Origin of the sequence: Thioalkalivibrio sp. K90mix (assembly GCF_000025545.1) — a bacterium.
Classification (GTDB): Bacteria; Pseudomonadota; Gammaproteobacteria; order Ectothiorhodospirales; family Ectothiorhodospiraceae; genus Thioalkalivibrio.
This window is the reverse complement of sequence record NC_013889.1, coordinates 2417341-2440990: the sequence shown is the minus strand read 5'-3', so window position 1 is coordinate 2440990 and position 23650 is coordinate 2417341. Positions and strand designations below refer to the sequence as shown.

At 66.6% G+C, this 23650-nt stretch carries 24 protein-coding genes and 1 tRNA gene; 11 read left to right on the top strand and 14 right to left on the bottom strand.

Going from position 1 to position 23650, the window contains the following annotated elements; all coding sequences use genetic code 11:
• Positions 1 to 26: 26 nt before the first annotated feature.
• Complete coding sequence (locus TK90_RS11655; protein WP_012983682.1) at positions 27 to 1220, bottom strand: MFS transporter; 1194 nt, start codon at positions 1218 to 1220, stop codon at positions 27 to 29.
• A gap of 52 nt (positions 1221 to 1272) precedes the next feature.
• Positions 1273 to 1668: a peptide-methionine (R)-S-oxide reductase MsrB gene (msrB, locus tag TK90_RS11650; RefSeq protein WP_012983681.1), complete on the bottom strand. Its 396-nt coding sequence runs from the start codon at positions 1666 to 1668 to the stop codon at positions 1273 to 1275.
• A gap of 120 nt (positions 1669 to 1788) precedes the next feature.
• Between msrB and TK90_RS11645 the strand changes: the two genes are divergently transcribed.
• On the top strand, positions 1789 to 2868 hold the full coding sequence (locus TK90_RS11645) for an EAL domain-containing protein (RefSeq protein WP_210399557.1): 1080 nt from the start codon (positions 1789 to 1791) through the stop codon (positions 2866 to 2868).
• Between the two features lie 13 nt (positions 2869 to 2881).
• On the opposite strand, the gene TK90_RS11640 is transcribed toward TK90_RS11645, so the two are convergent.
• The 4 genes from TK90_RS11640 to TK90_RS11625 are packed head-to-tail and all read right to left on the bottom strand — an operon-like array spanning position 2882 to position 8219.
• Positions 2882 to 5971, bottom strand: coding sequence for an efflux RND transporter permease subunit (locus tag TK90_RS11640; RefSeq protein WP_012983679.1), 3090 nt, complete (start codon positions 5969 to 5971; stop codon positions 2882 to 2884).
• On the bottom strand, positions 5968 to 7107 hold the full coding sequence (locus TK90_RS11635) for an efflux RND transporter periplasmic adaptor subunit (protein ID WP_012983678.1): 1140 nt from the start codon (positions 7105 to 7107) through the stop codon (positions 5968 to 5970). The genes TK90_RS11640 and TK90_RS11635 overlap by 4 nt, the downstream gene beginning before the upstream one ends.
• A 7-nt stretch (positions 7108 to 7114) precedes the next feature.
• Positions 7115 to 7561 carry a cytochrome c gene (locus TK90_RS11630; RefSeq protein ID WP_012983677.1) on the bottom strand — a complete coding sequence of 149 codons (447 nt, stop codon included), beginning with the start codon at positions 7559 to 7561 and terminating at the stop codon, positions 7115 to 7117.
• 16 nt (positions 7562 to 7577) lie between these two features.
• Positions 7578 to 8219, bottom strand: a complete 642-nt coding sequence (locus TK90_RS11625; protein WP_012983676.1) for a TetR/AcrR family transcriptional regulator — start codon at positions 8217 to 8219, stop codon at positions 7578 to 7580.
• Positions 8220 to 8332: 113 nt separating this feature from the next.
• On the opposite strand from TK90_RS11625, the gene TK90_RS11620 reads away from it, so the two are divergent.
• Both TK90_RS11620 and TK90_RS11615 read left to right on the top strand, forming a co-directional pair.
• Positions 8333 to 9730 (top strand): glycoside hydrolase 100 family protein, encoded by a 1398-nt coding sequence (locus TK90_RS11620; protein ID WP_012983675.1) that lies wholly within the window; start codon positions 8333 to 8335, stop codon positions 9728 to 9730.
• 13 nt (positions 9731 to 9743) lie between these two features.
• Positions 9744 to 11915, top strand: coding sequence for an HAD-IIB family hydrolase (locus tag TK90_RS11615; protein ID WP_012983674.1), 2172 nt, complete (start codon positions 9744 to 9746; stop codon positions 11913 to 11915).
• A 22-nt stretch (positions 11916 to 11937) separates the two neighbouring features.
• On the opposite strand, the gene coq7 is transcribed toward TK90_RS11615, so the two are convergent.
• Both coq7 and TK90_RS11605 read right to left on the bottom strand, forming a co-directional pair.
• Complete coding sequence (gene coq7 / locus TK90_RS11610; RefSeq protein WP_012983673.1) at positions 11938 to 12576, bottom strand: 2-polyprenyl-3-methyl-6-methoxy-1,4-benzoquinone monooxygenase; 639 nt, start codon at positions 12574 to 12576, stop codon at positions 11938 to 11940.
• A gap of 55 nt (positions 12577 to 12631) precedes the next feature.
• A complete protein-coding gene (locus TK90_RS11605; RefSeq protein WP_083767906.1) occupies positions 12632 to 13816 on the bottom strand; it encodes a (Fe-S)-binding protein in 1185 nt (394 codons plus the stop codon).
• A gap of 106 nt (positions 13817 to 13922) precedes the next feature.
• Between TK90_RS11605 and TK90_RS11600 the strand changes: the two genes are divergently transcribed.
• From TK90_RS11600 to TK90_RS11585, 4 genes are all read left to right on the top strand, one after another.
• Complete coding sequence (locus tag TK90_RS11600) at positions 13923 to 14657, top strand: YdiY family protein (RefSeq protein ID WP_012983671.1); 735 nt, start codon at positions 13923 to 13925, stop codon at positions 14655 to 14657.
• Positions 14658 to 14713: 56 nt separating this feature from the next.
• Complete coding sequence (locus tag TK90_RS11595; protein ID WP_012983670.1) at positions 14714 to 15019, top strand: ferredoxin; 306 nt, start codon at positions 14714 to 14716, stop codon at positions 15017 to 15019.
• A 59-nt stretch (positions 15020 to 15078) separates the two neighbouring features.
• Positions 15079 to 15155: transfer RNA gene (locus TK90_RS11590), tRNA-Met, on the top strand.
• A 140-nt stretch (positions 15156 to 15295) separates the two neighbouring features.
• Complete coding sequence (locus TK90_RS11585; protein WP_012983669.1) at positions 15296 to 15505, top strand: hypothetical protein; 210 nt, start codon at positions 15296 to 15298, stop codon at positions 15503 to 15505.
• A gap of 153 nt (positions 15506 to 15658) precedes the next feature.
• On the opposite strand, the gene TK90_RS11580 is transcribed toward TK90_RS11585, so the two are convergent.
• From TK90_RS11580 to TK90_RS11570, 3 genes are read right to left on the bottom strand one after another with little or no spacing between them, the layout of a single operon-like run.
• Positions 15659 to 16672 carry a M14 family metallopeptidase gene (locus TK90_RS11580; RefSeq protein ID WP_012983668.1) on the bottom strand — a complete coding sequence of 338 codons (1014 nt, stop codon included), beginning with the start codon at positions 16670 to 16672 and terminating at the stop codon, positions 15659 to 15661.
• Positions 16673 to 16680: 8 nt separating this feature from the next.
• Positions 16681 to 18117, bottom strand: a complete 1437-nt coding sequence (locus tag TK90_RS11575) for a hypothetical protein (RefSeq protein ID WP_012983667.1) — start codon at positions 18115 to 18117, stop codon at positions 16681 to 16683.
• A 2-nt stretch (positions 18118 to 18119) separates the two neighbouring features.
• The gene (locus tag TK90_RS11570) at positions 18120 to 18563 is read right to left on the bottom strand and encodes a hypothetical protein (RefSeq protein ID WP_012983666.1); all 444 of its coding nucleotides are present in this window, start codon (positions 18561 to 18563) and stop codon (positions 18120 to 18122) included.
• 144 nt (positions 18564 to 18707) lie between these two features.
• Here TK90_RS11570 and TK90_RS11565 point away from each other — a divergent pair, with 144 nt between their 5' ends.
• Genes TK90_RS11565 through TK90_RS11555 form a run of 3 tightly spaced genes read left to right on the top strand, consistent with a single transcriptional unit; the run spans position 18708 to position 20602 of the window.
• The gene (locus tag TK90_RS11565; protein WP_012983665.1) at positions 18708 to 19268 is read left to right on the top strand and encodes an RNA polymerase sigma factor; all 561 of its coding nucleotides are present in this window, start codon (positions 18708 to 18710) and stop codon (positions 19266 to 19268) included.
• Positions 19261 to 20073, top strand: a complete 813-nt coding sequence (locus TK90_RS11560) for a hypothetical protein (RefSeq protein ID WP_012983664.1) — start codon at positions 19261 to 19263, stop codon at positions 20071 to 20073. Before TK90_RS11565 ends, TK90_RS11560 begins: the two co-directional genes overlap by 8 nt.
• Before the next feature lie 40 nt (positions 20074 to 20113).
• Entirely contained in the window at positions 20114 to 20602 is a 489-nt protein-coding gene (locus tag TK90_RS11555; protein ID WP_012983663.1) for a DsrE family protein, read from the top strand.
• On the opposite strand, the gene murU is transcribed toward TK90_RS11555, so the two are convergent.
• Genes murU through TK90_RS11540 form a run of 3 tightly spaced genes read right to left on the bottom strand, consistent with a single transcriptional unit; the run spans position 20587 to position 23059 of the window.
• On the bottom strand, positions 20587 to 21279 hold the full coding sequence (gene murU / locus TK90_RS11550; RefSeq protein ID WP_012983662.1) for an N-acetylmuramate alpha-1-phosphate uridylyltransferase MurU: 693 nt from the start codon (positions 21277 to 21279) through the stop codon (positions 20587 to 20589). The two genes, TK90_RS11555 and murU, sit on opposite strands and share 16 nt — an antisense overlap.
• On the bottom strand, positions 21279 to 22265 hold the full coding sequence (locus TK90_RS11545; protein ID WP_012983661.1) for an aminoglycoside phosphotransferase family protein: 987 nt from the start codon (positions 22263 to 22265) through the stop codon (positions 21279 to 21281). The genes murU and TK90_RS11545 overlap by 1 nt, the downstream gene beginning before the upstream one ends.
• Positions 22262 to 23059 (bottom strand): phosphodiesterase, encoded by a 798-nt coding sequence (locus TK90_RS11540; RefSeq protein WP_012983660.1) that lies wholly within the window; start codon positions 23057 to 23059, stop codon positions 22262 to 22264. The genes TK90_RS11545 and TK90_RS11540 overlap by 4 nt, the downstream gene beginning before the upstream one ends.
• Before the next feature lie 141 nt (positions 23060 to 23200).
• Here TK90_RS11540 and dksA point away from each other — a divergent pair, with 141 nt between their 5' ends.
• Entirely contained in the window at positions 23201 to 23626 is a 426-nt protein-coding gene (gene dksA, locus TK90_RS11535) for an RNA polymerase-binding protein DksA (RefSeq protein WP_012983659.1), read from the top strand.
• Positions 23627 to 23650 lie beyond the last annotated feature (24 nt).

Sequence of the window (23650 nt, the reverse complement as noted above, 5' to 3'; positions counted from 1 at the left end):
AACGGCTGATCAGCGTTCGAGGCGTCTCAGGTGCGGGCCGGGGCGCGGGTGTCGTCGAACCAGAGCCAGGCGATGGCGATAGTCAGCAGCGCGATGATTGGCAGCATCGCGAGATTCAGGCCGTCCCAGCCCAGTGGTCGCAGCAGCGCCCCGGCCAGCAACGATCCGGCGGTGACCAGCGTAAATATGGTCAGGTCATTCACGCCCTGGACCTTGCCCTTCTCGGTGGCGGTGTGTGTGGTCGTCAGCAGCGTGCTGCCACCAATGAACAGGAAGTTCCAGCCCACCCCGAGCAGGAACAGTGCCAGCCAGAAGTGCCCGAGCGTTTCCCCGTGCGCGGCGATCGCCACACTGAACAGCACGAACGCATTGCCGAGCGCCAGGATGCGAGTGATCCCAAGCCGGGTAATAAGGTGCCCCGTCACGAACGAGGGCGCGAACATCCCCAGCACGTGCCACTGCATCACCAGCGCGATCTGTCCCATGTCGAATCCGGCCTGGCGCATGGCCAGCGGGGTCGCGGTCATCAGCAGCACCATGACCGCATAGCCCAGGGCCGCGGCGGTCAGGGCCACGAGGAAGCGGCCCTGCGGCAGGATCTCGCGCATCGGTCGGGCGGGGCCGCGTTCCTCCGGTGGCGGTGCGGGCACCCGCAGCCAGCCCAGCAGGGCCATCGCCAGCAGGGCCAGGGCGCCGAGGATCAGATAGGGACCGGCCTCCGGCGTGCCCGGGAGGAGGGTCTGGGCGTGGTGCGCGTTCCACGGGCCGAGGAAGGCAGCCACGACCCCGCCCGCCATCACCAGCGAAATCGCGCGTGGGCGAAAGGCGGGGCTGGCCACGTCGGCGGCGGCAAAGCGGTAGTACATCGCGAAGGCCTGGTAGGCCCCCAGTAGCAGGTTGCCGAGCACGAACAGCCAGAAGGCCTCAGCGAAGACCCCGGCCGTCGCCAGTGCGGCCCCGCCGGCCCCGCCCACGCTGGTGCCCAGGAGGAAGCCGGTGCGCCGGCCGAAGCGTTTCATGAACAGCGAGGCGGGTAGTGTGGTGATCAGGGTGCCGATCATCATCGCGGCCACGGGCAGGGTTGCCAGGGCCGGGTCTGCGGCCAGGCGCTCGCCGACCACGCCGCTCAAGGTCATTACGGTGACTGCGGCGATCAGGAACAGGGCCTGACTGGTGGCCAGGATCAGGACGTTGATGCGCTCACGGACGGTGGTAGACATGGTGCTCCCTGCCATGGGTTCGGGCTCGGGCCGTCATGGCCGCGGGCGCGGTTCAGTCGCGTGGACGAAAATCGAGCACGGCGGAGTTGATGCAGTAGCGCAGGCCGGTGGGCGCCGGGCCGTCGGGGAAGACGTGTCCCAGGTGCGAATCGCAGCCGGCACAGCGGACCTCGATGCGCTCCATACCCAGCGACCGGTCGCTGTGTTCGGTGACGGCCCCGGCGCTGGCCGGTGCGGTGTAACTGGGCCAGCCGGAGCCCGAGTCGAACTTGGCGGCGGCATCGAACAAAGCGGCCCCGCAGACCACGCAGTGGTAGATACCGTCGCCCTTGTGGTCGTTGTAGGCGCCACTGAAGGGCCGCTCGGTCGCGCCTTCCCGGGCGATGCGATACTGCTCGGGGCTGAGTCGGCGGCGCAGCTCGTCGTCGGAAAACCCGGATTCGTTCATGCAACCTCCGCAGGAGTGATATGGTCCCAGCACCAGCGTGCGTCACGCCGTGCCGCTCGCCTGATGCTATCACTGGCAGCCCGGATGTGGCGTGACCAGGACAGACCGCTGGAGGTGGTCGTGAGTTGCCCGGATTGTGAACGGATCCACCTGCTGCCGGCGGAGTCCGGAACCCTTTATCTGGCCCCGGTACTCGCCCATACCCGCAGCGCCCTGCGGCGCCGGATGGTCGAGGAACAAATCCCGTGCAGTGAGCCGGTCTCCGATATCCTGGCCATGCCGGTTGCCGGGGACGGGGGGCTTGCGGATGCGCTGAGTCGGCTGGACCAGGTGCTGAGCGGCTCCGAGCAGGCGGGTTGCCGGGCGACGTTTGTGCCGGAGGGCGAGCAGTTCGGGTTGCGGCATCTGCAGGACACCCACCTGCTGTCCGCGCTGATCGCTCGCCATAACGCGCGCGATCTGTCGAACATTCTGGCGAACGACGCACTGGACTTTCATTTTCAGCCCATCGTGCATGCGGCCAATCCTGCCGAGGTCTTCGCCTACGAGGCGCTGGTGCGAGCCAGCACGCCGGCGGGCGAGGTGATTCCGCCGAATGACCTGTTCCGCACCGCCCGCGATGCCGATCTGCTGTTTCATCTCGACCGTTCGGCGCGGATCAACGCGATTCGCCGCGCCACCGAGCGCGGGATCGGGAGTCGTCTGTTCATCAACTTTAACCCCACGGCGATCTACGACCCGGCCTTCTGCCTGGAGACGACCGTGCGCGAGATCCTCTCGATGCCGGCGCATCAGTCGCGCCCGGCCGGGTTTGTGTTCGAGGTGATCGAGAGCGATCAGGTCAGCGATCTGGAGCATCTGGCCGGGATCGTTGAGCGCTATCGGCGAGCCGGGTTCCAGGTTGCCCTGGATGACCTCGGGGCTGGCTATGCTTCGCTGAACATGCTGTCGCAGCTGCGCCCGGACTTCGTGAAGATCGACCGCGAACTGGTCAGCGGTATCGACGGCGACGTCTACCAGCAGAAGATCCTCGGCAAGGTCGTCGAACTTGCTCGCGAGCTGGACGTGCAGATCATTGCCGAAGGCATCGAGACCCCTGGCGAGTGGCGCTGGCTGAAGGATCAGGTCGACTACTGTCAGGGGTATCTGTTCGCCCGCCCGGCCGCCGAGCCGCCCATGCCCGCGCACCCGGAGGCCTGATAGCGCATCCGTTCTATCCCTTGGTGCTCGTGGGTGTGGGTCCGACTCGGTGTAAAAGCACGAACAGGGCCGGGATCACCACCAGCGTCAGAACGGTCGCGGCCAGGATGCCGCCGATGATGACCGTGGCAATCGGCGAGAAACGTTCGGCCCCGACGGCCATCTCCAGGGCCAGCGGCAGCATGCCGGCGATTGTGGACAGGGCGGTCATCATGATGGGGCGCATGCGGGTTTCCACCGCCTCGGTCACGGCGGCGTAAATGTCGCGGCCCTCGGCCAGTCGGCGCCGGGCCAGGTCGAGCAGGATGATGCTGTTGTTTACCACGATGCCGATCAGCAGGATGATCCCGAGCAGCGCCGGCATGGAGACGTACTTCCCGGCGATCAGCAGTGCGGCGACTACGCCGATGAACTGCAACGGAATGGCAGTCATGATGATCACCGGGTGGGCGAAGCTGCGGAACTGCACGACCAGCAGGAGGTAGACGGCCAGGGCGGCCAGCAGCAGCGCGCGCATCATGTGGTCACGGGCCTCGTCGAAGTCCGCCTGCTCGCCGGCCAGCGTCGCCGGATAGCCATCCGGGGCGGCGAACGTGTCCAGGCGCTGCTGCACGTCGGCCACTACCTCGGACAGCGGGCGTCCCAGATGGAAGCCGAGGATGTCCAGGGTCCGCTGGCCGTTTTCCCGCGTGACAATGCGCGGGCCGAGGGTATGTTCAAGGCTTGCGACCTCGCTCAGGGCGACCGGTCCTTCGCGGGTGGGCAGCAGGATGCCCTCCAGGTCTTCCGGATAGCGGCGGTCGGAGGCCTGGTAGCGCACGACCACGTCCAGGTCCCGCTTCGGCGGCTGGCGGAAGCGTGTGGCCACGGCGCCGTCCATGGCCTGGTGAACCGCACGGGCGAGCCCGGCCCCGGTGAGCCCGAGTTCGGCTGCCCGGTCATGGTCGACCCGGACCCGCACCTCGGGGGTGTCGAGGGCCCAGTCCTTGTACAGGTCGGTGATGCCGGGGATGCCCGAAAGGTGGCCCAGCAGGTCGCTCGCCGTGTGGTCCAGGGTTTGCGCCTGCTCGCCACTGATCCGGGCGATGATCGGGGCGGCGGTTGACGAGCGCGCGGTGCCGCCGAGTTCCCGGGGTACGGCCAGGGTCACGCCCGGGGTGGTCTCCAGGCGCTGGCGCACGTCGTCCATGATCTCCCACTGTGTGAGAGAACGTTGCGTCCGCGGCACCAGCGTTACCGTGATCTCGGCCTGATTGACGCCCATGGCGCCGCGGTCGCCCATCGAACGGGCGCCGGCTTCGTGGCCGAACTGGCTGCTGACATCCACGACGTATTCGTGTTCGGCCAGATACCGCTCGACGGGTTCCAGGGTTGCCAGGGTGGTGTCGAGACGGGTGCCCGGCGCCATGTCGACCAGAACCTGGAAACTGCCCGAGTCGAAACGCGGCAGCATCTCGCTCCCGGTCATGCGGAGCATGCCCAGGCTGAGGGCCAGCAGCATGACGGCCACCACCAGCGTCGCCAGCGGACGCTTTAGCGCCAGGGCCAGCACGTCCAGATAGAGGTGACGGACGCCGCGCGCCGGTGCCTCCAGGGTCTCCCGCCAGCGCGGGGTGGCGGTCGAGGTGGCGGGTCGCAGCCAGTAGGTGGCCAGCAGAGGGATCAGGGTGACGGCCATCACGAACGAGGCGCTCAAGGCGAACGCCAGGGTCAGCGCGAGGGGCCGGAACAGCTCGCCGACAAAGCCGCCCATGAACGTGAGAGGCAGCAGTACGCCGAGGGTGGTCAGTGTGCCGCCCAGCTTGGCGCCGAAGACCTCGCCGACCCCCTGGATGGCGGCCTGGCGCGGCGGCTGGCCCTCTTCGTCCAGGTGACGGTGGATGTTCTCGAGGATCACGATGCCGTCGTCGACCAGCAGGCCGATCGCCAGGATCAGCGCCGACATGGTGACCATGTTCAGATCCAGACCGGCCAGTTGCATTAAGCCGAAGGTCACCAGGAACGCCGCCGGAATGGAGAGGGCGATGATCCCGGCCTGACGCAGATCAGCGAGAAACAGCAGGACGATCACCATCGTCAGGGCGATGGCGATCATCACGGTCTGCGTCATGTCGGCGATCACCTTCTCGGTGAACACCGAATCATCGTCGGCGACGACGATATTCAGCTCGGGCGCGGCATCGCGCAGGGGTTCCAGCGCCTCGCGCACCCGCGCGGCCACCTCCACCGTGTTGGCATCGTCCCGCCGCAGCACTTGCACGGCGATCGCTGCCTGGCCGTCATGACGGTAGGCCGAGCGGGGCTCGCCGGGCTCCAGGCGGACTCGGGCGATATCGCCCAGGCGCACACGCGTATCGCCGTCCGCGACGAGGATGATCTCGCGTGCATCGGCCTCGCTTCGCAGCGGCGCATCGAACCGCACCACACTTTCGAGTTCACCGATGCGGACACGACCGCCCGGCGCCATGAGATTCCAGTCGTCGAGGGCCTCCAGTACCTGGGGCATGTCGATCCCGAGGGCCTCGGTGCGCTCGGGATCGAGCGCAACATGCAGTTCCCTCTTGTGCCCGCCGACCACGTCGATCGCGGCGACGCCGGGGATCCATTCGAGCCGTTCCCGTATCGCGTTGTCGGCCTGTTCGCGGATCGCGTCGAGCGCCAGGGTGTCACTGGTCAGGGCGATGGTGATGATTGGCTTGTCGGCGGTGGAGAACTCCAGGATCTGCGGTTCTTCGATGGTGGCGGGCAGGTCCGGGCGCAACCGTCCGACGGCGTTCTGGACGTCCACGGCGGCAAGGGCGCTGGTGATGCCGTAGTCGAATTCCACCCGTGCCACGGACAGGCCGGTCTGGCTGGAGGAGCTGATCCGGGTGACGCCGTCGAGGCTGGCAAACTCCTCCTCCAGCAGGCGTGTGAGTTCGCGATCGACATCCAGGGCCGCCATGCCGGGGTATTCCGTGATGACCGTGACCGTCGGCGGGTCGGTGTCGGGAAAGAGCTGGACGGGCAAGTCGAAGCGCGCCTGCAAGCCCAGGATCAGAGCGGCAGCCAGAAGGGCCAGCACCGTGTGCCGGTACCGCAGGAGGCCCTCGACCCAGGTCATCGGGGGCTGTCGTCCACGGCGTGCACGGGCATCCCGTCCCGGATCCGGCGATCCGGCGTCACGATGATGCGGTCACCCGGCTCGATCCCTTCGAGAATCGCCCGTTCTCCATTTGGCAAGGACCGTGTCACCACCTCCGTGCGGTATGCGCGGCCGTCTTCCAGCCGATAGATCCACTGGTTGTCGACGTCGCCCCAGACGGCGTGAGCCGGTACCCGGATGACCGGGTCCAGGTATTCCAGGACGACCCGTGCCTGTGCCGCCATGCCGGGGCGCAGCGCCTCCGGTGGGTCGATCAGGCGCGTCTCGAAGCTCCCGCTGCGCCGGCTGATGTCCAGTGTGGGATGGACCCGATCGAGCCGGGTCGTCACGGTATGTTCCAGGGCGGGGATGGTCAGCTCGACGTCCAGGCCGGGTTCGAGCAGCAGGATGTCGCGCTCCGGCACGCGCAGGACCGCATGGAGACCCTCAAGGCCGACCAGTTCGATCAGGGGCTGGCCCGAAACGGCCAGGTCGCCGGGGCGGACATGGGTGTGTCGCACCTGGGCGGTGAAGGGTGCCCGTTCCGTTGTGTATTCGAGTCGTTTGCGCGCCAGTTCCAGTGCGGACCGGTTTTCGCGGAGCTGGGCTTCCAGTGTGGCGACGCGCTGGCGAGCGTCGTCGAGTTCACTTTCCGGGATCAGATCCCGGGCAAAGAGGTCCTGTTGGCGATCGAGGTTGCGCTGGGCGGTGGCGCGTTCTCCATCCAGGCGCTGGTCCGCGGCCTCTCTCTGGCGGACCTCCAGGCGCGTCTCGTCGGTATCCATGCGCACCAGGACTTCACCTTCCCCGACCCGGTCGCCGGCGTTCAGGGGGCTTTCCAGTACCTGGGCGGTGATCCGGGCCGAGATGGTCGTCTCGTCGTGGGTCTCAATGCTGCCCCGATACACAGGGCTATAGAACGTGGCCCGCGTGGGTTCCGCGGAGATCGTGGTGACGGCCGGGGGTGGTACGGCGCGCGCGGCCTCGGGAGAGAACCTTTCCGACAGCCGGTCCGTCGCGCTCCAGGTCGTCACGATCACCACCCCGGCCAATGCGAGGAGGCCCAGGGCCCGCCGAAGGCTACGGCGACTGGATGGGGTGCGGGAGGCATTCATGTTGTACTCAGCGTTCCGGCGCATTTTCCGGCGACAGGGCGCTGACTACGTCGTCGCGGAATGCACTGTGGCAGGCGATGCAGGCATTCACGAGCCTGGCGTGGTAGCGGATGGACTGGTCCAGATCCTGGTCCCGCGCCGCGTTGGCAAGCCCTTCGGCGGTGTCGTGCACCTGCTGATCCAGCGCACGAAACTCGCTGACTCGCGACCCGACTGCCGACAGGACACGTCGCCGCTCGCCGAGCGAGGGTTTCGGATGGTCCGCGATCGCCTCGGCCGCCTCGGTGACGGTAGCGAAGTCCTCGACGAACAGCGCAGATTGCACCCGGTTCATGTCGTCCGCGAGCCCCTGCATCACGGACTGAAAGGTCTCGGCTGCCGCAGTGCTGGCCAGGGGCATGGCGAGAACGGCGACGACCAGGGCGGCACGGCTTGTGGCTCGGGGGAAGGACATATCCAGTCTCCTCGGGTTAGTCGGATGTGTTCGAGTGCGGGCCGGGTGCCTGAGCTGGCTGGCCCTGCGGTGCTTGCAATGCAGGCTCCAGCAGGCGCCAAAGCACGTCGCCTTGCTGGTCAAGCGGAAACTCGAAGTCGGAGAGCGACCAGCGCATGACCAGGCCCTGGATCATTGCCACGATAAGACGGGCGGTTTCAGCCGGTTCGAGATCCCCGCGAAAGCTTCCCTGGGTGACCCCTTCCCGGAGCAGTTCCTCCAGCCGCGAGGTGTAGCGGTCGATAATGTCCCGGACCACGGCTTTCAACGCGGGGTCTTCTTGGTGCAGACGTTCCGAGAAGATCAGGCGAGGAAGACCCTTGCGACGACTGATGAACCGTAATTGCCGGGTCAGGAGTTTGCGCAGGCGGACGTCTGCCGACCCTCGTCCAGACAGTATCGGTGTGAGCACGTCCAAGAGCTTGCGGCCGATGGAATCCAGTGCCGCGCGGAAGATTGCGTCGCGGGTCGGAAAATGCCGGAAGATCGTGGGCTGGGCGATCCCCACCCGATCAGCAATGGCCTGAGTGGAGACGTCTCGCGCCCCGTGCTCGGCTGTCAGGTCGAGCAATGCCTGAACGATCTCTTCGCGTCGTTCTTCGCCAGACTTCCGCTTCATGCAAGTAATTAATCACTTTCTTTTTAATGATGCAAGTATTATGAAGTTTATGGTGGTGCTGCAAGCGCCCGGGGTGCGTGCACAAGCGCACGTGATTCCATAGACTCAAGGGCATGAACCAACTCCCGCCCGATGCCCGCAACCCGACCCTGGAAGCGGCGTTCCAGCTGCTGCGTGATGCCGAGGTGCGCTACGAAGGGCGCATCGTGGGCACCGTGGCCAGCCTGGATACGCGTGCGCCAGCGGAGAACTACGCCGACTGTTTTATCCGCGACTTTGTGCCCTCGGGGCTCGTGTATCTGTTGCACGACGAGCCCGAAGTGGTGCGCAACTTCCTGTCGCTAATCTTGCAGATCCGTGACACCCAGGAAGAGATCGAGGGCCACCGCCGCCTGCCACGGGTGATGCCGGCCAGTTTCCGGGTATTCACCGACGAGAACGGTCGTGAGGGGTTGGCGGCCGATTTTGGGGATCGCGCGATCGGTCGCGTGGCCCCGGTGGACTCGATGATGTGGTGGGTGCTGCTCGCACGTGCCTACCAGAACCGCACCGGGGACCACGACTTTATTAAGAGCCCGGATGTGCAACGCGGCATCCGGTTGATCCTCAGCATCTGTCTGCAGGATCGCTTCGAGGTGTTTCCGACCCTGCTGGTGCCGGATGGCAGCTTCATGATCGATCGCCGGATGGGCGTGTTCGGCCATCCGCTGGAGATCCAGGCGCTGTTCTACGGGATGCTGAAGGCCTCGCTGGCGATGCTCGAACCCTGCGACACCGACTCCGAGCAGCTCTGCGAACAGTCCGCGATCCGTACCCGGCAGCTGTCCGACTACATCCGCCGTTACTACTGGCTGGATCTGGAACGTCTGAACGACATCCATCGCTACCGCACCGAGCACTTCGGCCACGAGTCGGAGAACGCGCTGAACATCTACCCCGAGAGCATCCCCGACTGGCTGGTGGACTGGCTGCCCTCGGAGAGCGGGTATCTCGTCGGCAACCTCGGGCCGGGGCGCATGGACTTTCGTTTCTTCAGCTTCGGTAATCTGCTGGCAGTGTTGTTCGGGCTGGCCGACGAGCAGGAGTCGCGTTCCATCATGCAGACCTTCGAGCAGCGCTTCGAAGACCTGATCGGCACCATGCCGGTGAAGATCTGTTACCCGGCGATGAGCGGCGAGGAGTGGCGACTGCTGACCGGCTCTGACCCCAAGAATACCCCGTGGTCGTATCACAATGGCGGCAACTGGCCGGCCCTGCTGTGGGCGTTTACCGGTGCCGCGTTGCGGGTCGGGCGGCCGGACCTCGCACGCAGCGTACATGCGGTCGCGGCCGAACGGCTGCACCGCGACGACTGGCCGGAATACTACGACGGCCGTCACGGTCGCCTGATCGGCCGCCGCGCAAACTATCAGCAGACCTGGTCGGCCACCGCTGTGCTGGTCTCGCAGGCGCTGCTCGACAACCCCGAGACCATGAGCCTGTTCGACAGCCCTGAACCCGAATTGCGATGAGGCATCCGCGTCGATGAAAAAGACCCAGAGCAAGGCCCGTGACGGCGAGGGCCTGTACCTCGTACTGATCAGTGTCCACGGACTGATCCGGGGAGGGGGTCTGGAGCTGGGACGTGACGCCGATACCGGCGGACAGACGCTGTATGTGGTTGAGCTGGCGCGCGCCCTGGCGCGACACCCACAGGTAGGGCGGGTAGACCTGCTGACGCGGCGCATTGTCGACAGCCGAGTCTCCGACGACTATGCCCAGCGCGAGGAACCTCTGGGCGATGGCGCGCATATTGTGCGCCTGGACTGTGGGCCCAAGCGTTACCTGCGCAAGGAGAAGCTCTGGCCGTACCTCGACTGCTTCGCCGACAACGCCCTGGGGCATATCCGCGAGATCGGGCTGCGTCCGGACGTGATCCATGGCCACTACGCCGATGCCGGGCACGTCGCGGTGCGCCTGTCCAATCTGCTGGGCGCGCCGATGCTACAGACCGGCCATTCCCTGGGTCGAGTCAAGCGCGAACGCCTGCGCGAGAGCGGGATGTCCGACGACGACATCGAATCGCGCTACAACATCGCCACCCGGATCCACGCCGAGGAAGAGGCCCTGGCCCATGCCCACCGGGTGATCGCCAGCACGCGTCAGGAGATCGGCGAGCAGTACGCCACCTACGACAACTACCAGCCCGAGCGCATGGAGGTGATCCCGCCCGGAACCGATCTCGAGCGTTTCCATCCGCCCAAGCGCGGCCAGCGCAAGCCGCCGATCTGGCCCGAGATCCGGCGTTTTCTGCAAAAGCCCGAACGCCCACTGATCATGGCGCTGTCACGCGCCGACGAGCGCAAGAACATCCGCGCGCTGGTCGAGGCCTATGCCGGCAACGAGTGGCTGCAAGAGCACGCCAACCTGCTAATCGTGGCCGGCAATCGCGACGACATCCGCGACCTCGACAAGGGCGCACGCGATGTCATGACCGATCTCCTGCTGCGTATCGACCGCCACGACCTGTACGGCCGGGTGGCCTACCCGAAACACCATGATTCGGAGGATGTACCCGACCTCTACCGTCTGGTCGCCGCCAGCAAGGGGGTGTTCGTCAACCCGGCGCTGACCGAGCCGTTTGGCCTGACGTTGATTGAGGCGGCTGCCAGTGGGGCGCCGATCGTTGCCACCAACGATGGGGGGCCCGAGGAGATTATCTCGCGCTGTCACAACGGACTGCTGGTCGACCCGCTGGACCCGGAGGGCATCGCCGATGCCATCCAGGGCATGCTCGCGGACCGTCCGCGCTGGCAGCGCTATTCGCGCGCGGGTCTGAAGGGTGTGCGTCAGCATTACTCCTGGGACGGGCATGCCGAGAAATACATAAAGCTGGTCAAGGCGCTCAGCAAGGAAGTGCGTCAGACGCGGCGCGAGCAGCATTCCACCTCCGGGCGTCTGGCCAAGGCCGATCGCGCGGTGATCACGGATATCGACAACACCCTACTGGGCGATGATAAGGCCACGCGGGCCTTTGTCGCCTGGCTCAAGCGCCATCGCAAGCAGGTGGTGTTTGGTGTGGCGACCGGTCGCCGGCTGGACTCGGCCGCAGCGGTGCTCAAAGAGCACGGTGTGCCCGCCCCGGATGTCTGGATTACCTCGGTAGGCAGCGAGATTCACTACGGCGCGGAGCGCACCGAGGACCGCGGCTGGTCACGGCATATCAGCCATCGCTGGGAACCGGATCGCCTGCGCGAGTGCCTGCTGAAGGTGACTGGCCTGGAGTTACAGCCGAAGGAAGATCAGCGCGCTTTCAAGGTCAGCTTCTTTGTCGATCCGCCCGGGGAGCTGGATGCCGAGAGCATCGAGACCCGCCTGTACCGCGAGGACCTGCACGCCCGCGTGATCTACTCTCACAAACGTTATCTGGACCTGCTGCCGGTACGGGCCTCCAAGGGGCTCGCAGTGCGCTACCTGTCCGACAAGTGGGGCATCCCGCTGGAGCATGTGCTGGTGGCCGGGGACTCCGGCAATGACGAGGACATGCTGCGCGGGCGTCTGCTGGGCGTTGTGGTCGGCAATCACCAGCCGGAGCTCGAGGGGCTGCGCGGGTTCCAGCGCATCTACTTTGCCGACGCCACCTATGCGCGCGGCATCCTCGAGGGGATCGAACACTTCGATCTGCCCAACCGCTGCGACATCCCGAACGACGAATAAGCGAACGCGCGGCCGGGAGCGGTCAGATCCAGTAGGCGGTGCGGGTCATCACGCTCGAGGTCAGCGGCATCAGCACATTGCGCACGGGCCAGGGCGGCGGCTTGCCGCCCAGTGCCATGGCATGCGCACCGTGTTCCACCTCGTCCTGCTTCATCTGTTGCAGGATCCGCGCGGAGGTCTCGTCGCTCTTCGGCAGGCGCTCCAGATGACGGTCCAGATGGCGTTCCACCTGGCGCTCGGTCTCGTCGATAAAGCCCAGGCTGTAGGCATCCCCCGTCAGCCCCGCCGCGGCCCCCAGGCTGAACGAACCGATATACCAGAACGGCCCCAGCAGGCTGGTGTGGCCACCCAGCTCGTGCACGCGCTGGGCGCACCAGTGCAGGTGGTCGCCTTCCTCGCGCGAGGCCTGGTCCAGGTGTGCGCGGATCTTGGGGTTGCGTGCAGTGAGCATCTGCCCCTGGTACAGCCCCTGGGCGGCGACCTCGCCGGCGTGGTTGACCCGCATCAGACGGGTCGAGAGCCGGCGGTCCTCTTCCTCCAGATGCGGCCAGTCGTCACCCCCGGGTGACGGACGTCCGGTGGAGCGGGCATGGCCGGCCACCACCTTGATGAAGGCATCGGCCTGACCGATCAGGTGATCCAGGGGGCTGAGTTTGCGCATTGTGGTGCCCGTTTCGCTGGGAATGGTTCAAGCGTAACGCAAGCCGCTGCGGTCGTCAGGTCCGGGAGGCGCTGGGGCCCATCCGGCTGGCGAGAAAGCGCGCCGGCGAGAGGATTTGTGGTGCCCCGCGGTCTTCCGCCAGGGCGCGCAGGTGGACGCTGCAGCCAACGTTTGCGCTCACGATCACGTCCGGGACATCGGCGGTCAGCGCATCCAGGGTGGCTGCACCCAGCCCGTCGGCCATCTCCGGCAGCGTGAGCATCGCAGTGCCGCCCGCGCCACAGCAGTTCGGGGCGTCGGCCACGGCGGCGAGGGTGACGCCGGGCAGTCGTTGCAGGGACGCCGTCAACTCTTGTGCCTCGCGTGTCACATTGCGCAGGGTACAGGGCAGATGCAGCGCGACCCGCACGGGGGTGTCGATCCAGGCGGGGGCGGCGGGTTCGGCGGACAGGTGTTCGTTCAGAAACCGGGTCAGGCTGACACTGCGGCGGCCAAGACTGCCCTCGGGAATCTCGCGCAGCGTGGCCTCGCAGCCACTGTCCAGGGCGATCACCGGGACCGTGCCGCTCAGAGCTTCCTGATTCCGGTCCTGCAGGGCGTGGGCGGCACTCGGGCGCCCGGCGTGCTGATCGAGTGCCCCGCAGCAGACCTGCCCGCGTGGTACTGCGACCCGGAAGCCCAGGCCGTTTAGTACGGTCAGCGCCGCCTCCAGGTCCGGGCCGGTAAAGAAACGATCCATGCACCCGGTAAACAGCAGGGCATCGGCGTGGTCCGGAGCCACCGTGTCCGACAGTCGCGGCGCCGGTGCCAGCGAGGCACGCGTATGGTCGAGGGTGCGCCACAACGGTTGTCCGGGGCGCAGCCAGCGCTGGATGCCGGTCTTGCGGGCGGCACGGGCCGCCATGCCGCCGAGCCCGCGCAGCGCACCGTGGCGCAACGCGGTGGTCTGCAGGGTCTGGCGCAAGCCAGCGGTGGTCGAGCGGGGGGCTGGCGGATGCTCCGCGAGCACCTCGCGGGCACGATCCATCAGTGCGCCGAATGGCACCCGTGCCGGACAGACGGACTCGCAGCTGCGACAGCCCAGACAACCCTCCAGATGTTCGCGCAGGCGAGATGACTGCGGCTCCAGGCGACCCTGTGCCAGCCCCTGCATCAGGGTCAGACGGCCACGCGGCGAGTCGCCCTCCACCTGGTGCCAGGCATATGTCGGGCAGTGCGGCAGGCAGAGCCCGCAGTGCACGCACTGGTCGGCTGCGGAAAGACCCTGAAATCGGGGCGGTTGGTCCGAAGCGCCGAGGGGCTTTGCTAGGGTTTCGTCCCGGTCACTTTGCCCCGAGGGGTCTTCCATGCTGCGCTCGTCTCGCCCTCTTCGTTCCTCGCTTGCACTGTTCATGCTGGTGAGCATACCAGCCCTGCCCGCTGTCGCCTGGGATGCCGAGGGCTGGGAAACCAGCATCGAGCTGGGGGCCTCCAAAACCACCGGAAATACGGAGTCCACCACGGCCAACGCCCGCTTCCGCTCTCAGCACACGAGCGAGGAATGGCGTAACCGCCTGCGGCTGGACGGGCACTACCACGAGGAAGACGACAACACGACGGGCGAGCGTTATGTCGGCGGCTACCAGCTGGATCGCAAGCTGGGCGAGCATGACTATCTGTTCGGGGCGGCGCGCTACGAGCGTGACCGGTTTAGCAGTTATGTATATCAAGGCTCACTGACCACCGGTTATGGCCGCCGCCTGGTGGATTTCGAGAGGGTTAAGCTGGATGCCGAAATCGGTGGTGGTATGCGCCAGTACCGCGAGCGCGCCGAGGGCGACCGAGACCGCGAACCGGTGGCCCGCCTGGCCGGTAACTTCCGCTGGGACTTTTCCGAAAATGCGCGCCTGACCGACGAACTGCTGATCCTCCACGGCTCGGACAACACCGAGATCGAAAACATCCTCTCGCTCACCGCGGACATGACCAGCCGGCTCGCATTGCGCACCAGCTTCACGGTCAAGCACAACACCGATGTCGAACCGGGCACCGAGAACACCGACACGATTACCGACGTCAGCCTGGTCTACCGTTTCCACTGAGGGATCGACCCGCCGCCCGATGACGTATCATGCGGCCTGCCAAACCGGAGAGTGTGATGGGCTACTACGAGCGCCACATCTTCTTTTGTACCAATTGTCGCGAAGACGGTAACTGCTGTGAGGACCACGGGGCGACGGAGATGCGCGCCTATGCGAAGGATCGCGCCAAGGCCATGGGGATCCACGGCAAGGGGCAGGTGCGGGTCAATACCGCCGGCTGCCTGGACCGTTGCAACGAGGGCCCGGTCGCGGTCGTCTATCCCGAGGGTGTCTGGTACACCTACCACGACGAGCGCGATATCGACGAAATCCTCGAGGAGCACCTGAAGAACGGACGGGTCGTCGAGCGTCTGCAGATCTGACCCGCTCCCGCACCAACTTGACTTTGGGCGGGCAGCTCCGGAGAATTCGCAGCCCGCGTGGCTACGTAGCTCAGCTGGTTAGAGCACATCACTCATAATGATGGGGTCCCCTGTTCGAATCAGGGCGTAGCCACCACTGTTTTCCCGAAAGGGGCTGCCTGTGCAGCCCCTTTTCTGTTCTGGGCCTATGTGTGCGTTTGTTGCTGGTCATTCGGGGGTCGGCTAGACTGCGCCCCGGCCGGCCCGGCTCGTTGGGACCAACCTCGGACGAACTCCATGAAACGTTACGGAATCCGCATCCGCCTGCCGGAAGGCAGCACCATGTCCATGCCGCACCTGCTGGGGCCGGACTGGGAATCCTATCGCTGGTACGACAGTGAGCAGGAGCGCGAGAAGACGCTGGCCGATATGCAGCGCGATCTCCCCAACTACCGCAAGGGTGACCACGTCCAGCAGGTGCTGGAACGCGTCGAGCGCGACGACTGATATTTCTCGAGCGGTGCGTCCTCCGTGCCGCTCGTCTTTTGTCTGGCTCGGCGCCCGTCGAGCGAACGCTTTCCTGCGTGCGATCCGCGCCAGCAGCAAGAAGTAGCGCCTCGGCTGCCGGTTCCATGCTCGGGGCCGGCAGCCATCGCGGCCTCAGGGCAGGGCCAGCGGTTCCATCAGGTAGCACAGGCAGTCCTGAGCGATCACCCTTGAGTCCAGGGTCAGCATCGACGGCATTGCTGCGCGCTTGAGCCGGATCTCGTCGCCACGCGTCTCCAGATACTCCTCGGTGACCTCGCGTCCGTCCTCGGCGATGGCGACCAGAGGGCTGTCCACCTCCGGGCGGATGTGGACCAGTGTCGAGTGCGCCGGCAGCAGCTGGAAGTTCAGGCGGTCCAGATCGGGTTCGAGCCGGACGTCGTGCTGTGCATCCAGCCCCGCCTGCAGCCCCGGCCGCACGCGTACCTGCGCCACGGTGTGGAAGATGTCGATGTCGCCGCTGCGCGGCGGGTGTTCCGGAAAGTGATCCAGGTGCAGTACCGCGTCCAGCATCTCGAAGGCATGCTGGATACCCGCCTCGTCATTCGGCGGGCCGCACTCCAGCGTGACCGAAGGGGCGATGCGCGCGAGGGCCATCGAGGCCACGCCGCGCGGGCGTGTGAAGTACACCACTGTGCGGCCGAACAGTGCCGCGAGGTTCATGAATGCCGGCTCCAGGTGGTTGATGCAGGCGTAGTGCGGGTTGCGCCCGGTGTTGTTGTGCAGGTCGATCGCGGCGAACAGGCCGCGCTGTTCCAGGCGTCGACAGGTCTCGGCGAAGCACTCGGCCTCCGGCGATCCCGACTGTTCGGTGCCGGGCCAGATGCGGTTGAAGTCCGGTTGTTCGTCGAGATGGCGCTGGCTCACGGCGGCGGCGCGCGGGTTGCCGACCATCAGGGTGAGCGCTCGTGGCAGAGTCCTTCCCGTGTAGCGACGCAGCAGGCGTTGCACGGCCTGCAGACCCACCGGCTCGTTGCCGTGCAGTAGCAACACGACGGCCAGCGCAGGCGCGCGCTGCCCCTCCAGATGAATGAGGGTGGGCTCGGGAACGCATTCGTGCAAGGTCTGCGGGCTCGCGTCGAGGAAGCCCTCGGGCAGTTCGTACAGTTCGGGCAGTGTGGTGGTCATGGGTCGAATCAGAGTCCCCAGGTGTGGACCGGCGAGCCGGTGTTCTGCCAGCCGCGATAGGCGCGTACGAGACCGGACCAGTCTCGGCCGTGACGTTCGACCCAGTCGCGTTGCCACTGGGCCCCGGTCTGCCGCGTGGCGGTGCGCGCCGCGATGATTCCGAGCAGGCTGTTGGACTCGGCGGGGTCCACCCCCAGACGCTCGAGTCCCGCGGCGGCTCGGGGTAGGAGGTGCCGTCGGATCAGCCGGGGGGCCGGCTCCGGCTCCGCGTGTCCCCAGCGCAGTCTGGCATCCAGCCCGTAGCGCGCGGCATTGTAGAAGTTGTCGCGTGCCTCCGAGAAGGGTGTGCCCAGCGTGCCGTCGGGCGATCCGTGGATCAGGTGTTCGGTCAGTCCCATCGCGAACGCCGTGTTCGCCAGCATGTCGATCAGCGTGGGCCCGGCCGGCAGACAGCGGAACTCCAGCCGCAGGTTGCGGTGGCCGCGGTCGTCGACGCCCACGATGGGGCGCGTCCAGCGCCAGATCGTCCCGTTGTGCAGGGCCAGATGGCGCAGCTCCCGCGACGGGGCATCGAGCCTGGCCGGCAACAGCACCGGAAAGTGCTCCAGATTCTCGGTAAAGAGTTCGCCGATCGAGTGATGCAGGTACCCCGTGCCAAAGGTCACGCGTCGGATCGGGCCGCGCGCGCTGTCGGCAAAGCCACCCACCTCGACCGATTGTTCGAACACCGGGATGCGGCTCTCGCACCACAGATCATGGCCGAACACAAACGGGGTATTGCCGGCTGCGGCCAGTACCGGGGCGCTGGCCACCAGGCTGGCGTTGTAGGCGCGGTGGGCGACTGCTGGACGGGTCTCCGTGTGGACCTGGAACGAGGTGGCCAGGGCCTCCAGCATCACGTCGCGGTGGGCGTGCTGCAGATGTTCGCGCCCGACGATGTCGAGCTTGAGCGGCCGTTGTGCACGTTGTTCCAGCACCGCCGTGTTCAGTGCGCGGTAGCGCGCCTGGGGCGACATGTGGTGCAGGCCGAGGTCCTCCGGCTGGATGGTTGGGAGCGTGCCGGCCATCAGCAGCTCGGCCTGATGGTGGCGTGCGGCGCGGCGTGCCTGGCGCAGGGTCTCGTTCAGCTCCGAGAGGATCGCCGCAAAGCATCCGGGGCCTACCTGGAAGACCGACGAGTTGAGCTCGAGGTTGAACTGGGCGAGTTCCAGCGTGGCCAGGGGGCTGTCCATCGATTCGAGGACCCCCTGGTTGACCGGCAGGGGGCGTCCGGCCGCATCGCAAAGCCAGGCCTCGATCTCGAACCCGAGTCGTGGCGGGACTTCGGGGCCATCCGTCTGCTGTTCCAGCCATTCGTGCAGCAGCGCCGTCTCGCGACCCAGGGCGGCGCGAAAACGCTCGTAGTCCTGTGCGTTGAAGTGCTCGTCGGCGATCTCCTGGCCCAAAGTCAGTCCTCGTCCGGCGCGTCGTCGTAGAGGCTTTCCAGGAGATCACCCCAGACCTGTTCGTGCTGTTCGAGGAAGGTCAGTAGCGCCTTGCGAAAGGCCAGGTAGTCGGCCTCGAAGGCCGCGAAATCCTCGCCCCCGTTCAGCAGCTTCGCCGCCCGGTCGGTCTGCTGCAGGCTGTCGCGCAGGTTGAGCGCGGCCGCCATCGCCCCCTTCACGCGTTCGCGCTCGTGCGGAATCCAGGCGCGGTCGGACAACAGCGACCGCAGGTTCTCGCCCAGCTCCAGCAGGCGCTTGCGCAGGCGGGGTACTGCCCCGATCGTCCCGGTCTTCAGGTCGCCCCAGACGGCATCCGTGATCAGACGCGACCAGCGCTCGCGCAGGTCACGGGTGGTCTCCGGGTCGAATGCAAAGGAGGCTTCCAGTTGTTGCGGATCGAAGGGCATTGGGTATCCTGAGGCTGGGGATTCGGGACGCAGGCCACAAAGAGAAGGGCCTGGACCGGAATAGCGCTGCGTGGGGTAGCGTCCTACAAGGTACAAGAACAAGCAAGGCCGCACGTACGGCCCTGCGGATGGAGGAAATACAACATGGCGACCTGGTTCGCACAGAGGCGGTTGCGCCAGAAGGTCTGTGACCTTCGACCGCAAATGTACCGCATGGCCTTTGCCTGGTGTCACGACGCCGCTTTGGCCGACGACCTGGTGCAGGAAGCGATGATGAAGGCCCTGACCCGGCTGAAATCGCTGCAGGACGAGAGCGCCCTGAAGGCCTGGGTGTTCCGCATCATGACCAACTGCTACCGGGACTGGGGACGGCGGCAGAAGGATACGGTGGACGTGGACAGCATGGAGCTGCCCTGCGAGGACTGTCCGGAGATGCAGACCGAACGCAACCGGATGGTGTCGGATGTCCACCGTGCGATGGCGCAGTTGAGCGCGGATCATCGACAGGTGGTGTCGCTCGTGGACCTGGAGGGGTTCGCATACGCAGAGGTCTCGGAGGTGCTGGATGTGCCGATCGGGACCGTAATGAGCCGCCTGAGCCGGGCTCGGGCGCAACTGAAAAAGGTGCTGTTGGAACAGCAGGCCGACCAGGGGCAAGCGGCTGATGGACCCCATCTTCAGGTAGTGAGGAATCGGCATGGCTGAACACCGTCTCAATGCGCAGGATCGCCCCAGCGAGGAGATTCTCAATGCGTTCGTCGATGGCGAATTCTCGCCCGAGGATCGCCTCAATACACTGAAGCTGATCTCCTCCAGCGAGCGCCTGAGCCGAGAGGTCTGCGATATGCACCAGCTCAAGGAGCTGGTGGGCATGGCCTACGAGGACCTTCCCACGGCCCAGTCAGGCGGCGGACGCTGTCGTATCTCCCGATCATCACGTACCCACTGGTTCCCGTCGATGGCGGCCGGGGTGGTGGCGCTCGTGCTGGGGTCCCTGGCGGGTTACGAGATTACGCGCGATGCCGGATTCCTCGGGAGTGGCGAACCAACCGCCTGGATCGGTGGTGATGCCGGCGAGACGGCGCTGATTGCCGGTAGCGATCAGGCCGATGGTTCCGCGCCGCAGGTCGTCGCGGCGACCGAGACTGACCAGATCCTGCTGCATATCAACGAGGCCGACCCGAAATCCATGGCCGAGCTGCTGGACGACATCGAGGCGATGTACCGCGACGCGGCGGCCGATGGTCGCGAGCTGAACGTGCAGGTCGTGGTGCACAACAACGCGATGGATTTCCTGCGCACGGACCGGGCTCCGTATCCCGAGCGGGTTGCGGCGCTCAGCCAGGAGTATGCGAGCCTGCGTTTCACGGCCTGCACCCAGACCCTCGATCGTCTGGCCCGCGAGGAGGGTGGCACGGTGGACATCCTCCCGCAGGCCGAACGGATCGATTCCGGCGTAGCCGAGGCCGCGCGCCGTCAGGCCGAAGGCTGGATCTACATCAAGGTATGATCGCGCCAGTCGCAGGTCATCCCGAGGGTTCGGCCTGGCGATGAACCCCCTCTCGTTTCTCGCGCGCCCCGGCTGGTTCCTGGCCGGGGCGCTTTTCGTACTGTCGCTGGGGGTCACCTGGGCCCTGTTCTCGTTCGAGCGAGACGGCGGCGAGACCGCTGATGCCGACGACACACTGCAGGTGGTCTATCACATCAATGCCGATGATCCGGCTCTGCACCTCAATGCCCTGCGCAACCTGCAGAACCATATCGACGGCAGTGCGGTGGATCGTCTGGAGATCAAGGTCGTGATGCACGGTGGCGGGGTCAGTCTGCTGCAGCACGCCAAGGACGACCCCGACCTTCGCAGTACTGTGGACACCCTGAAGATGCAGGATGTGCGGTTCCTCGTCTGCGGCAACACCCTGGACAAGCGCGGGATCGAGCTGGACGATCTGCATGATGCCGAGCCCAAGGACCGTGTGTCCTCGGGCATTGGCGAGCTGACGCGGCTGCAGCGCGCGGGCTACACCTACATCAAGCCGTGATCCCGACTTCGGTCGATGTCCGCCTCCAGCGTCGCGAGGCGTTCGGGGGTGCCGATGTCGCGCCAGTCCCCCCTGTAGCGCTCTCCGCTCACCCGCCCGCCGCCGATGGCCTCGCGCAATAAGGGTCCCAGCGGGCGGCGCCCTTCGGGCAGGCCAGCGAACAGCGCGGGGTGATACCAGCCGATGCCGCTGAAGGTCAGCGGCGTGCCGGTATCCAGCGATACCCGCCCGCCGGACAGTCGAAAGTCGCCCTGCGGATGGTGCGGCGGGTTGTCCACCAGCACCAGGTGCGCAAGCGGGCCGCTTTCCGCGAGCGGCTGTTGGGCGGGAGGGTGGAGCGGGTGCTCACACCAGACGTCGCCATTGACCACCAGAAACGGCCCGTCGCCCAGCAGCGGCAGGGCCTGGCGGATGCCCCCCGCGGTTTCCAGCGCCCCCTCCGGTTCCTCGGAGTACAACAGTCGCGTGCCTGCGTACTCGGCCCCCAGCGCCTCGCGGATCTGTGCGCCCAGGTGTGCGGTGTTGATCACCACCGTGCGGTAGCCGGCCCGGGCCAGGCGTTCCAGGGTGTAGGCGATCAGCGGGCGTCCGGCGACCGGGAGCAGTGGCTTCGGGCAATGGTCGGTCAGCGGGCGCATGCGCTCGCCGCGTCCGGCGGCCAGGATCATCGCGCGCATCAGGCGTGCTCCCTGGCCGCATGGGCAGCGAACCAGCGGGCGACCGGCCCCAGTTCGGGGTGGCGCAGGCCCTGTTCCAGCAGTCGGTGCAGGCGCGGCAGGTGCTCCAGATAGCGGGGCTTGCCGTCGCGTTCGGCCAGGCGCACGAAGATGCCCAGGATCTTCACCGTGCGCTGCACGCCCAGCACGTGATAGTGCGCCATGAACGACGCGCGGGGCATGTCCGCGTTCGCCAGGTAGTGTTCGAGCCCGCGGGCGACCGTGTCGGCCGAGACCTCGCGGCGAGCGTCTTCCAGCAGCGAGACCACGTCATAGGCGGGACTGCCGATCACCGCATCCTGAAAGTCCAGCAGCGCGCAGGCCTGCTCGTCGCCGGGAGGCAGCATCAGATTGTCGACATGGAAATCGCGTAGCACCAGGGCGTCCGGGAGACCTGGCAGGGCCTCCAGCACCTGGTGCCAGGCGGCGTCGAACTCCGCACGCATGGCCTCCGGCATGGCGTGACCCCGCAGCCGCGGCCAGTACCAGTCCGCGTACAGGGCCGTCTCTGCCAGCAGGCGCTCGCGGTCATAGGGGGGGATGTGATCAGCGCGGCCTTGCTCGGGCCAGCGCTGATGCAGCGTGGCGAGCGTATCCAGGGCGCGCTGGTACAGCGGCCATTCGTTCGCCCCCTCGGCCAGGGCCCGGGTGAAGGTGCGGTCCCCCAGGTCCTCCAGCAGCACAAAGCCCGAGTCGGGCTCGTGTTCCAGTACCCGGGGCGGTCGCAGCCCCAGACCCTCCAGCAGCCGGGCGATTCGTACGAAGGGCTCGGTTGCCTCGCGTTCGGGCGGGGCGTCCATGATCACGACCGACACCCCGTCCCGACGGGCTCGGAAATAGCGGCGAAAGCTCGCATCCGCCCGCAGCAGGCGCAGGTCCTCGAACGCCCCGGGCAGGGTGTCCAGCCAGTGCTGCAAGGACTGGGCGCGGGCGTCTGGCGTATTCATGCCGAAGGTTCCATGGCGATGCGGGTCCCCGGTACGCGGACCACCTGCGTATCGAATCGCCCATCCGGGTGCAGATCCAGAATGCGGTAGCCGGCGTCCAGGGCCGCATCCACGGCGAACTCTTCGGAGCCCGGCGTGAACTGCACGCAGGTCGACGGGCTTCCGAGGAGCTCGATCGCACCCCGCCGGGCCCGGAAGTCCTGGTGGATGTGCCCGAACAGGCAGGCGCGCACCTGCGGATGGCGGTCGAGCACCGCGAACAGCGCGTCCGGATCCAGCAGCCCCAGCCGATCCATCCAGGCACTGCCAATGGCCACTGGCGGATGGTGCAGGGCGACGACGGTAGGGCGGTCCGGATCGGCCGACAGGCTTTTCTCCAGGCGCTCGCACTCTGACGCGTCCAGACGCCCGGCCGCCTCGCCGGGTGTGCTGGAATCCAGGCCGATCAGCTTCCAGGGCCCCAGCATCCTCTCGCCATGGACTTGACAGGTCTCGGGCTCCAGGGCGGTGCGCAGGGTCTGGCAATCGTCGTGGTTGCCGGCGAGTGCGAGCATCGGTTCGCGCCGGCTGCCCAGCAGTCGCGCCAGCCGAGCATAGGTCGCTGGTTCCGGATCCTCGGCCAGATCGCCGCTCAGGAGCAGGGCATCCGCCGCCGGCTCCCGGGGCAGGGCGCCGAGGATTCGTTCCAGCTGGGTGTCGCTGTCCGGATAGCCGGCCCGGATCGGCCCGGGCACGCGGCCCAGGTGGGTGTCACTGATCTGGATCAGGCGCTGCGTGGTGCTCATGGTGTGCATGGGTTCCCATGAAGTCCTGCGATTGTTGCGCGGCGTTTGCCGTCCGCGTGGGGAAGTGCCCTATACTGGATCGGGTGTACCTGTCGTCGTGCCGGGTCCGTTCCGACATGGGGTCGGAAGGCGGTCCGGCGAGGGGCCGATATGAGCCAAGAAGCCGAAACTATCCTGGAGTCCGGGTATCGTCCGTCCGAGGACGAACCCTACATGAATCCGCGTCAGCTGGACTACTTTCGCGCCAAGCTCGAGGCCTGGCGTGCGGAACTGATCGAGGAGTCCGAGCAGACGCTCGAGCACCTGCGCACCGAGAGCTGGCAGGAACCGGACCCCAACGACCGCGCGACTCACGAGGCCGATGCCGGGCTGGAGCTGCGCACGCGCGATCGCTACCGCAAGCTGCTGAACAAGATCGATGCGGCCCTGGCGCGTATTGATCTGGGCGAGTACGGCTACTGCGAGGAGACCGGCGAACCGATCGGTATCGCTCGCCTGGAGGCTCGTCCGATCGCGACCCTGAGCGTGGCGGCCCAGGAGGCCCATGAACGCAACGAGGCGCGCTTCGGTCAGTAGGCAGGGGCGCGACCGCGCCTGAAG